We start from the raw sequence: 13,606 nt of genomic DNA on the forward strand, positions 1-13,606 counted from the left end.
CCGTGCGGCAGGCTTCTGCCTGATGCGGACATTGGCAGCCCCGGTAGGCGCTCTCCTCGGCGGCACGACCTTTCGTCGATTGCACGCGCGAAGGCTGCGGGCGACGGACGTCGCCCGCCCGCTGCTGGCCCCGAGCATGTGGCACGGGACGCGCCATCCACGGCAGTTCCTCTCACGCGGTACGTTTCTGTGGTCGACCGGACGGGGAGGCTCGCTCTTCAACCCTGCATCATGGCCGCATGCGCACAGCGTACCGCTGAGGCGGCGTTTATTCCGAGGCCGAGCGCGCGGACGCTCTTGCTGACTGTTGCCACAAGCGCCGCGTTCGAGGGGGCCAGGCTGCCATCGGGCAGGAACAGGTTGTTCTCGAAGCCGACCCGCACGTGGCCACCGAGCAGGGCGCCTGCCGTCACGCAAGCCGCTTCGGCCTTGCCGAAGGCACAGACAGTCCAGTGGCCGAAGCGCGGCATATCCGGCGCGAGGAAGGGCAGAAGGTCGGCCGGCTCAGAGGTCTGGCCGACCGTGTAGCGCCCGAGCACGTAGAGAACCGGAACATCCCGCCGTGGCACGACGCCGCGTTCCATCATGTCCTTGAGGCGCACTGCTTCGGACGGTTCGTAGAGGATGATCTGCGGCAGCACGTTCTCGCGGTCCATCCAGCGCAGCAGGGCGCCAAACTCCGCTTCCGACTTGTCGTCCGGGGCCAACTCGCGCAGGGCGAGCGATGCGGCCTCGGGCCGGACCGCCTTGAGGACGGCTGACTGCTCCTCCGGGCGATAAAGACCCAGCGATTCAGTCGTGATCTGGATGATGAGGCTGTCCGCAACCTCGGCGCGGATGGCTGCCGTCACGGAGCGGTAGGCGTCGGCATCAAGGAGATGGCGGCCGTTTCCGTCGCGCACGTGGACATGGATCATGCTGGCCCCGGCATCGAGGCACTCGGCGGCCGTGCGCGCCATCGCCGCAGCGGTCATCGGGATCGCGGGATGGTCGGCGCGGGTGCGGCGGCCGCCGTTCGGGGCGACGGCGATCGCGACCTGGTGCGAAGCGGTGGTCTTGGATGCAGTCATGATCCATTTAGATCATACATCGCCACAATAAAACAAGTGTTGCAATCGAGCCTGGAAGCTCCTACGAATACCGCATGCAGGCGACCCCGCTCTCCGACCAGATCGTCCAGGTGTTCGACACCCTGTCCGGCCAGTTGCAACTCGCCGCCCGCTATGTGCTCGAACATCCGAGCGACGTCGCCCTGCTGTCGATGCGCGAGCAGGCGCGGCAGGCCAATGTCCAGCCGGCCACCATGACCCGGCTGGCGAAGCAGCTCGGGTTTTCCGGCTACGACGACGTGAAGCAGCTCTACGCCGATGCCATGCGCGACGGGGGGACGGGCTTTGCCGGAAAGGTCGGCGCGCAGGCCGCGACCCAGAAGCGCCGGGGCGACCACTCCCTTGCGGCCGACATGGCGGGCTTGATCGGCGGCCAGATCGCCGGGCTGGCGCAGCCGGCGGCGCTCGACGGGTTGGTCGAGGCGGCGCGGCATATCGGCGACGCGCGCCGCATCTATTGCCTCGGCCTGCGTTCGAGCTATTCGGCGGCCTGGCATCTCCATTACATCCTGTCGCTCTCGGGCAAGCAGTCGACCATGCTCGACGCGACCGGCGGGATCGGTGCCGATCCTCTCGGCAGCGCCAGCGCGGACGACGTCCTCGTCGCGGTCAGCGTCCTGCCCTACACGCGCCAGACCGTCGAGATCACCGAATATGCGCAGGCGGGCGGCGTGCGCGTGGTTGCCATCACCGACAGTCCGGTCGCCCCGCTGGCTCAGCGCGCGGCGTGCACCCTGATCGTGCCCACCGAAAGCCCGTCCTTCCTGCACACGATGTCGTCCGCCTTCGTCGTCGCCGAGATTCTCGGCGCGCTGGTGGCGGGACGTGCCGGCGAGGCGGCGCGCGACGCGCTTGCGCGGCTCGACCGCCAGTCGGCGGCGCTCGACACCCACTACCAGGCGAGAAACAGGCGTCCATGACCCGCATCCTCCATCGCGCCATCCGCACCGCGCTGCCCGTCGCCGTCGGTGGCCGGGGCGTCGAACTCTTCGATGCCGATGGCAACGCCTATATCGACGCCTCGGGCGGGGCCGCGGTCTCATGCCTGGGCCACGGGCATCCCGACGTGCTGGCCTCCATGCACGCCCAGATCGACCGACTGGCTTATGCCCATACCGGCTTTTTCACCTCGGAGGCGGCGGAGGAACTGGCCGACCGGCTGATCGCCGAGGCGCCGGCAGGCCTCAGTCACGCCTATCTCGTGTGCGGCGGCTCCGAGGCGATCGAAGCGGCGCTGAAGATGGCGCGGCAGTATTTCGTCGAGAAGGGCGAGCCGCAGCGGCGCCACATCATCGCGCGCCGGCAGAGCTATCACGGCAACACGCTGGGGGCGCTGGCCGCCGGTGGCAACGAATGGCGGCGGGCCCAGTTCAAGCCTCTGCTGATCGAGACGCACCATATCGACCCCTGCTATGCCTATCGCCTGCAGGACGGGAGCGAGAGCGACGAGGCCTATGCTGCGCGTGCCGCGCAGCAACTGGAGGACAAGATCCTCGAACTCGGCGCCGGCGAGGTCATCGCCTTCGTCGCCGAGACGGTTGTGGGCGCGACGTCTGGCGCCGTGCCGCCCGTCGCGGACTATTTCAAGCGCATCCGCGCGATCTGCGATCGCTATGGCGTGCTGCTCATCCTGGACGAGGTCATGTGCGGCATGGGCCGCACCGGCACGCTGCATGCGTGCGAACAGGAAGGCGTCGCCCCCGACATCATGACGCTCGCCAAGGGGCTGGGCGGCGGCTACCAGCCGATCGGCGCGGTGCTCCTGTCTCGGAACATCTTCGAGGCCTTCGCCAACGGCTCCGGCTTCTTCCAGCATGGCCACACCTATATGGGCCATCCGATGGCCGCCGCCGCGGCGCTTGCAGTCCAGGAGGTCGTCCGCCGGGACAATCTGCTGGGGAATGTCGTCGCGATGGGCGACCTGCTGGAGCACCGGCTGCTCGACCGCTTCGGCAACCACCACCATGTCGGAGATATCCGGGGCAGAGGCCTGTTCCGCGGTATCGAACTGGTCGCCGACCGCGCCACCAAGCAGCCGTTCGGTCCGGACCTGAAACTCAACGCGCGCATCAAGAAGGAAACCATGGCCCGGGGCCTGATGGTCTACCCGATGGGGGGCACGATCGACGGTCGTCTCGGCGACCACGTCCTGCTGGCGCCGCCGTTCATCGTCGAACGAGAAGACATTGACCGCATCGTCGATCGGCTCGGCGCCGCAATCGATGCGGCCATTGACGGCATCCCGGCCTGATCCAGAGCCAACGGATAGCATGACAACCGATCAAAACAGGGGAACCAAATCATGAAATTGCGCAGTCTCGTCATCGCCGCCTTCGCGACCACGGTCGCGCTTGCCCAGCCCTCCCGCGCCGAAGATCTGATCGTGGCGACGGACACGGCCTTCGTGCCCTTCGAGTTCAAGGAGGGCGACAAATATGTCGGTTTCGACATCGATATGTGGGACGCCATCGCCAAGGAGATCGGCGTGACCTACACGCTGCAGCCCATGGACTTCAACGGCATCATCCCGGCGCTGCAGACAAAGCAGGTCGACGTTGCGCTTGCTGGCATCACCATCAAGGACGAGCGCAAGAAGGTGATCGACTTCTCGGACGGCTACTACGACAGCGGCTTCCTGCTGATGGTACCGGCCGACAGCACGGTCGAGAGCGCCGACGACCTGAAGGGCAAGGTTCTTGCGGTCAAAACCGGCACCTCGGCGACCGACTATGCCAAGGAGCACTTCAAGGAGACCGAACTGCGCCAGTTTCCCAACATCGACAATGCCTATCTCGAGCTGCAGACGGGCCGTGTCGACGCCGCCATGCACGATACGCCCAACGTGCTCTACTATGTGGCCACCGCAGGCGGCGGCAAGGTCAAGGCCGTCGGCGAGCAGATGATGGCGCACGAATACGGCATCGGCTTCCCGAAGGGCAGCGAGTTCGTCGCCCAGGTCAACGCGGCGCTGGCCAACATGAAGCAGGACGGCCGCTACGCCGCGATCTACAAGAAGTGGTTCGGCACCGAGCCGCAGGACTGATCTGACGCGCGGGCGCGGCGGGTATCCGCCGCGCCCTTCCAGCCTGCGGAGGCCACCATGGAATTCGACTGGTCAGTCATCGCGGACGCGATGCCGGCCCTCCTCGGGGGCGCACGGCTGACGATCCTCATCACCCTGGCAGGCCTTGCCGGCGGGCTCGCCGTCGGTTTCGTCGCCGGCCTGATGCGCGCCTACGGCAACTGGCTGCTCAACGCCATCGCCTTCACCTATGTCGAACTGATCCGCGGCACACCCATCGTCGTGCAGGTGATGTTCATCTACTTCGCGCTGCCGGTTCTGGCCGACATCCGGGTCAACCCAATGACCGCCGCCGTCACCGCGATCGTCGTCAACGCCGGCGCCTACATCGCCGAGATCGTGCGCGGCTCGTTCCTCTCGGTGCACAAGGGGCTTAAGGAGGCGGGGCTCGCCCTTGGCCTGCCGATGTGGAAGGTGCTCGTCTACATCATCGGTCCGGTGGCGTTCCGCCGCATGATACCGCCGCTCGGCAACCAGTTCATCGTCAGCCTCAAGGACACGTCGCTGTTCATCGTCATCGGCGTGGGCGAACTGACGCGGCAGGGCCAGGAGATCATGGCCGCCAACTTCCGCGCGGTCGAGATCTGGAGCGCTGTGGCGATCCTCTACCTGCTCATGACCGGTACGCTGACGCTGATCCTGCGCATAACGGAGAAGAGGATGCGGATCCTATGAGCATCGTCGAGTTCAAACAGGTCACCAAGACGTTCGGACCGGTGGTGGTGTTGCGCGACGTCGACCTGGCGATCGACGCGGGCGAGGTCGTGGTTCTGATCGGCCCGTCGGGTTCGGGAAAGTCGACGCTGCTGCGCTGCATCAACGCGCTGGAGGAGATCAACGGCGGCGATCTGATCGTCGACGGCATCAGCGTCCGGGCGGGCCGGTCGCAGGTTCGCCAGATCCGGCAGGAAGCCGGCATGGTCTTCCAGCAGTTCAACCTGTTTCCGCAGATGACCGCGCTCGACAACGTCGCCTTCGGGCCAAGGCGCGTGCGCGGCGTCGGCAAGTCCGAAGCGACAGCACAGGCGCGGGACCTGCTGGCGAAGGTTGGGCTGGCCGATCGCGGCCACCACTTCCCATCCGAACTTTCGGGCGGTCAGCAGCAGCGCGTCGCCATCGCCCGGGCGCTAGCAGTCAAGCCGAAGCTGATGCTGTTCGACGAGCCGACATCGGCGCTCGACCCGGAACTACGCCACGAGGTTCTGCAGGTGATGCGCAGGCTCGCGGAAGAAGGCATGACGATGATCGTCGTCACCCACGAGATGGCGTTTGCCCGGCAGGTGGGAACACGCCTGATCTTCATGGAGGACGGTAAGATCGCTGTTGACGGCAATCCTTCCGACCTGCTGGCCAATCCTCAGAACTCCCGCCTGAAGGACTTTCTCCAGCATGTCCACTGACGCGGGCCACATCGCCCATTTCGAGGCCAGCGGAACGCCTTATGACGTCGGCGCGCAACTGGGCCGGTTCGGGGCAGCGATCGCCCACGCGCACCTGATCCGGTCGGCGGCGTGGCAGACGGTGACCGCGTTCCGCGCGGATTCGCGCGTGGTCGCGATGCGACAACTGGTCGAGGAGCGGTACCCTGCTATCTGGCAGGAATTGCGCGGCCTCGCGTACGGCCTCGACCTGCCGCTAGACGACGTCTTCGCATGGAACTGCCGAGGCGACGTCTGGGCCATGGCGCCGGACGGGTGCACGACCGTGATGGTGCCTGGACGGGAACCAACCGTCGCTCACAACGAGGACGGCGATCCCGGGCTGCGCGGCCATTGCGCCATAGTGCGCATCGAGGCTGGCGACGGCGCCTTCGTGTCTTTCGTCTATCCCGGTTCCATCCCCGGCCACACCTTCGCCGTCACCGAAACCGGACTCGTTCAGACGGTCAACAACATCCGCTCGCGCGCTGCCGGCGCAGGGTTGCCGCGCATGGTTCTGGGGCGCGCCGTGCTCGATTGCGCGACGCTCGACGATGCGATCCGCACGATCGAAACCTCGGCCAGGGCCGGCGCCTTCCACTTCACGCTCGCGCAGCGCGGAGATCGTCGTCTGGTCAGTGTCGAATTCACGCACGCACGCGCCTCGACTGCGATCGTCGAGCATCCCGGCTGTCATGCGAACCATCTGATCCACGGCGGAATGACACTCGAGCCCCAGGTCGTCACCGGTTCGTCTGCGGCACGCCAGAACCGGGGCGATGAACTCCTTCGGCAGTGCGGGGTAGGCCTACCGGACCCCCTTTCCATCCTCGGGGATAGACACGACACCGCCTTGCCTATCCTCAGGGAGCAGGCCGAGGATCCGGACGATGAGAACACGCTTGCCACGGCACTCATCCGCGTCGGTATCGACAAGGTGGATTGGCAGGTCCATGAACGCGCGGACACGTCTTCCAGATACCGGCTGACCGACACGAGGCTCGTGCAATTCAGTGACGACGAGCATCTCAGCACGGCAAATTGAGAAGCGCATCCGCCGAAAGACTCCGAAGACCTGTCCGTCCGGCAAAAAAGAACGGCGAGACGGGACCAGCGGTGGATTGAATGGCAGCGCGGAGATCCGGTTGTCTAGCGGCGGCTGTCTGCTTGCCTGTCGCCAACACCAGACAATCCGCTGGTCGCCCGAGAGTAGGCATCAATCTCAGGGGATGGCGGCAAGCCTTGGTGAAGGCTACCACATAGATGAGGAGCGCCTAGGCGCCCGCACCACCACCGCAGACGACCCAAACGACCCGCGCCTACCTACGGTCGGCGATTGCCACCATTTGGCGCTCGACCCGCCGCCGGAGGCCCGGTCGTTGGCCCCCCGTCGTTGATGCCGATGCCAAATCCGACTTCCAGGGCGTGATTGATGGCGGCCATAAAAGGGCGCCCAACTCGGCCGCCAGTACAGGGACATGGCCGATTTCATGAAGGTGGACTTCCTTGACGCCGGCGAGTTCATTGCAACCGACGGCTGTGATGGCATTCACTTCACCGGCCAGAACAATCTGGACCTGGGCAAGGCGATCGCCGCCAAGGTCAAGGAGTTATTCCAGCGCGGCCGGCGAGCAGCGGTACAGCCGACCCGCTGGTCTGCAACCGCCCATCCGGCAGATCGTTCAGGGCCACTCTATGGTCTCGCGAAATAGCGCGCCGATGGCGCTACGGCCAGGCCGCGAACGAACCACGGCCGCTGATGCGCAGCATCTCGCGGCGTTGGCGGTTCGGGGGCTGGCCGGAGAGGCGTTTGTAGAAGCGGCTGAAGTAGGCGGGATCGGAGAAGCCGAGTTCTTCCGCGATCTCCGCGATCTGTAGGCTGGAACTTTCGAGAAGCGCATCGGCCTCGTGGATGAACCGTGCGTGGATCAGCGAGAGCGGTGACCGTCCGGTGGTGCGCCGGACCGTGGCGTTGAGGCGGTCCGCCGTGACGCCGACCTCCTGGGCGTAGCGTCCGATGGTCCAGTGGTCCCGGAAATGCAGGTCGACCGCATGCAGGAAGCTCTGGACGATCGTCCGCGGCAGCGGCTTGGTTTCGCGCAGCACGGGCCCCGAAAGGCGCCAGGTCGCGATGAAGAAGAGAGCAAGCAGGTGCCGTCTCGCTTCCTGCGCGGCGGGAAGGTCGGGATTACTTTCCTCGCCTATCGCGGAGAGCGTGTCCTGCAGCCGCCTCGCATAGCGCGGCTCCAGCCTGGCGTGGATCATCGGCTGCGCGAGCGCCGCTCGCATCTGGCCTGCGAACGGGCCGCCCGATATCGCGCCGGCGAGCCCCACCTCGTTCACGGCAAGCGAGACGCCGCGCGAACCGGCGTTGAGCAGCAGCCGTGCCTGCGCGTTCGCGGGAAGCCAGATGAGGCAGGGCGATGCGAAGGCAATGTCGCCTTCGGGAACCTTGACCTGCCCGCTGCCCGACTCCAGCACGAAGCCGCGGTGTCGCCCATCGCCGGACGTCCACTCCCATGCCGTCAACTCGCCGCGCACGCCCGACACTTCCGCGTCCGGCTGGGCGTGCAGGGCCGATCGTCGGTCGGTAGAAGCATGGGGTGCAGGATTTGATGGCATTCTGAAAAGTACAATTCTTGCCGGAAATTGTCTATTCCGGCATCGACCCATCCTGTTATGCTCGACGTCGCCGGAAGCCGTCGGGAGGAATTTGGCGGTCGGTGTACGCGCCGTGCCGAAACGACATCGGCGCGCAACGGGAGGAACATCATGATTGGACGACGGCAATTTCTTGCCGCGACGGCCGGTGCCGTCGCGTTGCCAGCCTATCTGCGGCGCGCATGGGCCCAGACGCCCGAAGTCGAGCTGAAGCTTCACCACTTCCTTGGTCCGAAAGCGCCGGCACACTCCAAGATGCTGGAACCCTGGGCCAAGGCGATCCAGGACGATTCCGGCGGGCGGGTGAAGATCGAGCTCTTTCCAGCCATGTCGCTCGGCGGCGCGCCGCCCCAGTTGTTCCGACAGGTCGCCGATGGCGTTGTCGACATCGTCTGGACCGTCAACGGCTATACGCCCGGCCTCTTTCCCCGCTCCGAGGTCTTCGAACTGCCGACCGTCTTCACCAACGACATTGCGGCGACCAATCTCGCGATGCGCGACCTGTTCGACAGCCATCTCGCGCAAGACTTTGCCGACGTGCACGTGCTGTTCCTGCATGTGCATGCCGGCCAGGCGCTGCAGATGGCGAGCAAACTGGTCAGGACCCCCGACGACACGAAAGGCCTCAAGCTGAGGGTGCCCGGGCCGACGGGCAACGCGGTTGTCGAGGCGATGGGCGCCACGCCGGTGACGATGCCGGTTCCGGACCTGCCGCAGGCGCTGTCGACCAACGCCGTCGATGGCGCGCTGATCCCTTGGGAGATCATTCCGGCGCTGCAACTCTTCGAATCGACGCAGTACCAGATCGAAGGTCCGGCCAACAATCGCTTCGGCACGACGACCTTCCAGGTCTCCATGAACAAGGCGCGCTGGGAAGCGCTTCCCGACGATCTCAAGGAGATCTTCACCAAGCACAGCGGTGAAGACTGGCTGCGCGAGGTGGCGTCGATCTGGCGCTCTGCCGACGACTTCGGCATCAACATGGCGGTCGAGAAGGGCAACGAGCACATCGTCCTGACCGATGCGGAGATGGGCGCCTTCAACACCGTGCTGGCTCCTGTGGTGGATCGCTGGGTCGAGGAGCAGCAGGGCAAGTTCGATGCCGCCGCGCTGGTCGAAGCGGCGCGCGGGGCGCTGGCGGCGCGCAAGTCTTGACCGCTGCGGACTTGCGGGAAGGAGGCGGCTCGCCTCCTTCCCCAACGATCGAGACGGGCTTCGGCTCGCTGGTCGCCAGGATCGTCCGCTGGTGGGCGCTCGCCGGTGGCCTGCTGACACTTGCCCTCGCGCTGATGGCCGCCGCAAGCGCCGTCTCGAACCTCGCGACGGGCCGTCCTTTCGCAGCCGACTACGAACTGGTCAAGCACGTGACCGCCATCGCGGTCTTCATGTTTCTCCCCTACTGCCAGATCACCGGCTCCAACGTGACGGTCGACATCTTCACGGAAGGCATGGGCAAGCGCGGCAAGCACCTGATGAGCGCCTTCTCGTCGCTTTTCGCCATCGCCTTCTCGCTCCTGCTTCTTGTGCAGATGTCGTCGGGCTTCCGCAGCTACATCCGCTATTCGGAGGTGACCCCGGTTCTGAAGCTGCCGTTGTGGACAGCCTTTCCGCCGATCCTGGCCTCGCTGGCGCTGCTTCTGCTCGCCTCGATCGTGACGCTGTCGCAAGACTGGCGCGCGATGAGGAACATCGACTCGGGAGGCGGACGCGCCCCATGACCGGCAGTTTCATCATGGGTCTGGCCGGGCTGTCCGGCCTGCTTCTTCTGATCGCCGCGCGCGTGCCCATCGCTTACGCGATGATCCTCGTTGGCGTCGGCGGCATTTCGCTGCAGTCCGGCCCATGGATCGTTCTGAACCAGCTCAAGGACCTCGCCTACGCGCAGTTCTCCAACTACGACCTGTCGGTGCTGCCGATGTTCATCCTGATGGGAGGGCTTGCCACGCGCTGCGGCCTTTCGGCGGACATTTTCCGGGGCGCGAATGCTTGGCTCGGACGTTTTCGCGGCGGCGTCGCCATGGCGGCGATCGCCGCCTGCGCCGGTTTCGGTGCCGTCTGCGGGTCGTCGACGGCCACCGCCTCGACCATGGGCCAGGTCGCGCTTCCGGAACTGCGGAAGTACCGGTATTCCGGCTCGCTGGCGACCGGAACGATCGCCGCGGGGGGTACGCTTGGCATCCTTATCCCGCCGTCTGTGGTGCTGATCGTCTATGCGATCATCGTCGAGGTGAACATCGTGACGCTGTTTGCCGCGGCTCTCGTTCCGGGGTTGCTGGCGATCATCATGTTCATCGCGACCGTCGGCCTGTACGTCTATTTCGTGCCAGGGTCCGGCCCGGCCGGGGCCAAGGTGGCGAGGGCCGAGCTGGCGGCGGCGACGCTAGCGACCGTCCCGGTCCTGGTCATCTTCGGCGTCGTTATAGGCGGCATCTATGCCGGCATCTACAATCCGACGGCGGCGGCCGCGATCGGCGTCGCGATGGTGGTGGCCTATGGCTTGGCCCGCCGCCGGCTGTCGCTGGCTGGACTTCGCGACGGGCTTCTGGAGACGGCCCGGACCAGCGGAATGATCTTCCTTATCCTGCTCGGCGCCGAACTTCTCAAGATCTTCATGTCGCGCGCCGGCGTGCCGCAGGCGGCCGCGGAAATGCTCCAGACCAGCGGGCTCGCCCCCATGACGATCATGGTGCTTATCATCGTCGTCTTCCTGATCCTCGGCTGCCTGATGGACAGCCTGTCGATGGTCATCCTGGCGATCCCCTTCTTCTGGCCTGTTGTCGCGGGCCTCGATTTCGGGCTCGGACCGGACGGGACCAAGATCTGGTTCGGCATCATCATCCTCGTCGTCGTCGAACTGGGGCTGATCACGCCGCCTGTCGGCCTCAACGTCTTCATCATCAACGCGCAGGCCCGGGATGTTCCGATGCGGGAAACCTTCAAGGGGGTGATGCCGTTCTTCGCCAGCGAAGTGGTACGCATCACGCTGCTGGTGCTTTTCCCCGCCATCTCGCTGACCCTGCCCAGGCTGCTGCAATAGGTTCGTGATGGATACTGCGCCCACCGACCCACAGATGACGACCCTTACGGCGGGCGGCGCCCTTCTGGTGCGGCTGAAGGCGATCGGCGTCGACTACGTGTTCTGCAATTCCGGCACCGACTTCCCTCCGATCATCGAAGGCTTGGCAGAGGCGGCCGCCAAGGGCATCGCTCTGCCAACGGCGGTCGTCATCCCGCATGAATCGGCGGCGATGGGCATGGCGCACGGCTACTACCTCGCCACCGGACGTTCCCAGGCCGTCATCGCCCACACCAATGTCGGGCTGGCCAACTGCGCGATCGGTGCAATAAACGCCGCCGTTGAACGCGTCCCGGTGCTGCTTTTCTCCGGCCGCACGCCGACGACCGAGAAGGACCGTTTCGGTACGCGGACTGTCCCGATCGGCTGGGGCCAGGAGATGCGCGACCAGACGGCCCTGGTGCGCGAAGCTGCCAAATGGGACTACGAACTGCGCTTCCCGGAACAGGCGGCGGAGATCGTCGACCGGGCATGGGCGATCGCCAATTCGACTCCACGCGGACCGGTCTATGTCAGCCTGCCTCGCGAAGTCTTGTGCGAGCCCGCGCCGGCAGACGACCTCGACGCACCGCCTCGCATGCAACCATCCGTCACCCATCCCAACCCAAAGCTGGTCGCCGAGGCCGCACGGTTGCTTGCCGAGGCCGAGAATCCGGTCATCTTCGCCCAGCACGGGACGGGTGACGCCGGCGCCTTCGAAGCGCTCTCGGCGCTCGCCGATGATTGGGGCATTCCGGTCTGCCAATACTGGGCCGTCGCGCTTGCCATGCCGACCGACCATCCAATGGCCGCCGAGGCGAATCCGGCAAAGCTCATCGAGCGCGCGGATGCCATCCTGGTCCTCGACGCGCTGGCGCCCTGGTCGCCGCAACTGCATCGCCCCAAGGCCGACTGCACCATCGTCCAGATCGGGCAGGACCCTCTCTCTGCCCGCACGCCGGTGCGCAATTTCCGCTCGGACCTCTCCATCGCCTGCGATGTCGCAGATGGGATCAGGGCGCTGAAGGCCGAGATGGACGCGCTCCGCCTCGGGCGGGCCGACCGGGTGGCGCTACGGCGCGAAGCAGTCGCAGCCGAAAACGCCAAGGCGCGCGAGACGATGCTTGCAACGGCCGAAGCCGGGCAGTCCGGCATGATGACCAAGGATTGGGTCAGTCTTTGCCTTTCACGTGCGCTGCAGGGCATCGACGCCACGGTGCTTTCCGAACTCGGCTGTCCGATGGCGCCGATGTCGCTCGATCACCATCGCGCCTGGTATCAGGAGCCGCATGCCGGCGGACTGGGCTGGTCCTTTCCGGCCGCACTCGGGATGCAGCTTGCCGACCGCGACCGGCTGATCGTCGCCACGATGGGCGATGGTTCATACATGTTCTCAAATCCGGTCGCCTGCCACCAGGTCGCAGAGGCGCTCGAACTTCCTGTCCTCGTGGTCGTCGTCAACAATGCGGAATGGGGCGCGGTGCGCCAGTCCGTTCTCGGCGTCTATCCCGGCGGCTACGCGGCGCGGAGCAACGCCATGCCGCTCACCCAGCTGTCACCGGTGCCGGACTTCGTGAAAGTGGCCGAAGCGAGCCGCGCCTGGGCGAGGCGGGTGGAAGACGGACCGGCGCTCGGCGCCGCGCTCGCGGAAGCGCTCGACCATGTTCGCAACAAGCGGGGCCTCGCGCTCCTCGACGTTCGCGTGCGGCCGTAATTGCAGACAGGCAACCGCAGGAGATCCCGATGCCCGATACCGCAACGACCGAATTCTGGCGCGACCTGAAGCCAATTTCGAAGGTCTTCCAGCCGGATGCACGCCCCGAGGTCTATCTCAAGAATGCGCCGACCGACGATGAACGCTACTACGTCCCGTTCACCGAAACCGTCTCGTCGCGACCCCTCTGGATTTCCCCGACCCAGAACAAGTGGTGCGACATCCTGATGGCCAAGAAGGCGGGCCTCGTGAACCGCCACTATCATCCGCACGAAGTGTTTGCGTACACGATCTCGGGCCGATGGGGATACCTGGAGCACGACTGGACCGCGACCGCGGGCGACTTTGTCTACGAGACGCCGGGCGAGGGCCATACGCTCGTCGCCTATGACAGCGGCGAGCCGATGCGCGTGTTCTTCCAGGTCAAGGGGCCGCTGATCTGGCTCGACGAATCCGGCGAGCCGGACGGTTTCTTCGACGTTCACAACTACATCGCCCTATGCCGCGCCCACTACGACAAGGTGGGAATTGGCGCCGACTACGTCGATTCGCTGTTCCGCTGACGGT

The 13,606-nt window shown here is 65.7% G+C and carries 14 protein-coding genes; 12 read left to right on the forward strand and 2 right to left on the reverse strand.

All coding sequences use genetic code 11. The annotated features are described in order from the left end of the window. Positions 1-218 precede the first annotated feature (218 nt). Positions 219-1,070 (reverse strand): beta-keto acid cleavage family enzyme, encoded by an 852-nt coding sequence (locus ABUE31_RS18095; protein ID WP_367725105.1) that lies wholly within the window; start codon positions 1,068-1,070, stop codon positions 219-221. A 74-nt stretch (positions 1,071-1,144) separates the two neighbouring features. Between ABUE31_RS18095 and ABUE31_RS18100 the strand changes: the two genes are divergently transcribed. From ABUE31_RS18100 to ABUE31_RS18130, 7 genes are all read left to right on the forward strand, one after another. Beyond that, on the forward strand, positions 1,145-2,029 hold the full coding sequence (locus tag ABUE31_RS18100; protein WP_367725106.1) for a MurR/RpiR family transcriptional regulator: 885 nt from the start codon (positions 1,145-1,147) through the stop codon (positions 2,027-2,029). Continuing rightward, a complete protein-coding gene (locus tag ABUE31_RS18105) occupies positions 2,026-3,360 on the forward strand; it encodes an aspartate aminotransferase family protein (RefSeq protein ID WP_367725107.1) in 1,335 nt (444 codons plus the stop codon). Before ABUE31_RS18100 ends, ABUE31_RS18105 begins: the two co-directional genes overlap by 4 nt. Before the next feature lie 51 nt (positions 3,361-3,411). Beyond that, a complete protein-coding gene (gene glnH / locus ABUE31_RS18110; RefSeq protein WP_367725109.1) occupies positions 3,412-4,152 on the forward strand; it encodes a glutamine ABC transporter substrate-binding protein GlnH in 741 nt (246 codons plus the stop codon). Positions 4,153-4,209: 57 nt separating this feature from the next. Next, positions 4,210-4,866 (forward strand): glutamine ABC transporter permease GlnP, encoded by a 657-nt coding sequence (gene glnP, locus ABUE31_RS18115; protein WP_367725110.1) that lies wholly within the window; start codon positions 4,210-4,212, stop codon positions 4,864-4,866. Further along, positions 4,863-5,591, forward strand: coding sequence for a glutamine ABC transporter ATP-binding protein GlnQ (glnQ, locus tag ABUE31_RS18120; protein WP_367725111.1), 729 nt, complete (start codon positions 4,863-4,865; stop codon positions 5,589-5,591). Before glnP ends, glnQ begins: the two co-directional genes overlap by 4 nt. Next, positions 5,581-6,654, forward strand: coding sequence for a C45 family autoproteolytic acyltransferase/hydrolase (locus ABUE31_RS18125; RefSeq protein ID WP_367725112.1), 1,074 nt, complete (start codon positions 5,581-5,583; stop codon positions 6,652-6,654). Before glnQ ends, ABUE31_RS18125 begins: the two co-directional genes overlap by 11 nt. A 433-nt stretch (positions 6,655-7,087) precedes the next feature. Next, a complete protein-coding gene (locus ABUE31_RS18130) occupies positions 7,088-7,321 on the forward strand; it encodes an SGNH/GDSL hydrolase family protein (RefSeq protein ID WP_367725113.1) in 234 nt (77 codons plus the stop codon). 13 nt (positions 7,322-7,334) lie between these two features. Here the strand turns inward: ABUE31_RS18130 and ABUE31_RS18135 are convergent, their stop codons facing one another. Next, complete coding sequence (locus tag ABUE31_RS18135; protein WP_367725114.1) at positions 7,335-8,159, reverse strand: helix-turn-helix domain-containing protein; 825 nt, start codon at positions 8,157-8,159, stop codon at positions 7,335-7,337. 222 nt (positions 8,160-8,381) lie between these two features. Here ABUE31_RS18135 and ABUE31_RS18140 point away from each other — a divergent pair, with 222 nt between their 5' ends. From ABUE31_RS18140 to ABUE31_RS18160, 5 genes are read left to right on the forward strand one after another with little or no spacing between them, the layout of a single operon-like run. Next, a complete protein-coding gene (locus tag ABUE31_RS18140; RefSeq protein ID WP_367725115.1) occupies positions 8,382-9,425 on the forward strand; it encodes a TRAP transporter substrate-binding protein in 1,044 nt (347 codons plus the stop codon). Further along, positions 9,422-9,988: a TRAP transporter small permease gene (locus tag ABUE31_RS18145; RefSeq protein WP_367725116.1), complete on the forward strand. Its 567-nt coding sequence runs from the start codon at positions 9,422-9,424 to the stop codon at positions 9,986-9,988. The genes ABUE31_RS18140 and ABUE31_RS18145 overlap by 4 nt, the downstream gene beginning before the upstream one ends. Next, positions 9,985-11,307, forward strand: a complete 1,323-nt coding sequence (locus ABUE31_RS18150) for a TRAP transporter large permease (RefSeq protein WP_367725117.1) — start codon at positions 9,985-9,987, stop codon at positions 11,305-11,307. The genes ABUE31_RS18145 and ABUE31_RS18150 overlap by 4 nt, the downstream gene beginning before the upstream one ends. A gap of 34 nt (positions 11,308-11,341) precedes the next feature. Beyond that, positions 11,342-13,039, forward strand: coding sequence for a thiamine pyrophosphate-requiring protein (locus ABUE31_RS18155; protein WP_367725118.1), 1,698 nt, complete (start codon positions 11,342-11,344; stop codon positions 13,037-13,039). Positions 13,040-13,068: 29 nt separating this feature from the next. Then, positions 13,069-13,602, forward strand: coding sequence for a 2,4'-dihydroxyacetophenone dioxygenase family protein (locus ABUE31_RS18160; RefSeq protein WP_367725119.1), 534 nt, complete (start codon positions 13,069-13,071; stop codon positions 13,600-13,602). Positions 13,603-13,606 lie beyond the last annotated feature (4 nt).

It is taken from the genome of Mesorhizobium marinum, assembly GCF_040813675.1.
Classification (GTDB): Bacteria; Pseudomonadota; Alphaproteobacteria; order Rhizobiales; family Rhizobiaceae; genus Mesorhizobium_K; species Mesorhizobium_K marinum.

Excerpts from the sequence above, each read along its gene's own strand:
- ABUE31_RS18095 (WP_367725105.1), bottom strand. The coding sequence starts at position 1,070 with ATGACTGCATCCAAGACCACCGCTTCGCACCAGGTCGCGATCGCCGTC.
- ABUE31_RS18100 (WP_367725106.1), top strand. The coding sequence starts at position 1,145 with ATGCAGGCGACCCCGCTCTCCGACCAGATCGTCCAGGTGTTCGACACC.
- ABUE31_RS18105 (WP_367725107.1), top strand. The coding sequence starts at position 2,026 with ATGACCCGCATCCTCCATCGCGCCATCCGCACCGCGCTGCCCGTCGCC.
- glnH (WP_367725109.1), top strand. The coding sequence starts at position 3,412 with ATGAAATTGCGCAGTCTCGTCATCGCCGCCTTCGCGACCACGGTCGCG.
- glnP (WP_367725110.1), top strand. The coding sequence starts at position 4,210 with ATGGAATTCGACTGGTCAGTCATCGCGGACGCGATGCCGGCCCTCCTC.
- glnQ (WP_367725111.1), top strand. The coding sequence starts at position 4,863 with ATGAGCATCGTCGAGTTCAAACAGGTCACCAAGACGTTCGGACCGGTG.
- ABUE31_RS18125 (WP_367725112.1), top strand. The coding sequence starts at position 5,581 with ATGTCCACTGACGCGGGCCACATCGCCCATTTCGAGGCCAGCGGAACG.
- ABUE31_RS18130 (WP_367725113.1), top strand. The coding sequence starts at position 7,088 with ATGGCCGATTTCATGAAGGTGGACTTCCTTGACGCCGGCGAGTTCATT.
- ABUE31_RS18140 (WP_367725115.1), top strand. The coding sequence starts at position 8,382 with ATGATTGGACGACGGCAATTTCTTGCCGCGACGGCCGGTGCCGTCGCG.
- ABUE31_RS18150 (WP_367725117.1), top strand. The coding sequence starts at position 9,985 with ATGACCGGCAGTTTCATCATGGGTCTGGCCGGGCTGTCCGGCCTGCTT.
- ABUE31_RS18155 (WP_367725118.1), top strand. The coding sequence starts at position 11,342 with ATGACGACCCTTACGGCGGGCGGCGCCCTTCTGGTGCGGCTGAAGGCG.
- ABUE31_RS18160 (WP_367725119.1), top strand. The coding sequence starts at position 13,069 with ATGCCCGATACCGCAACGACCGAATTCTGGCGCGACCTGAAGCCAATT.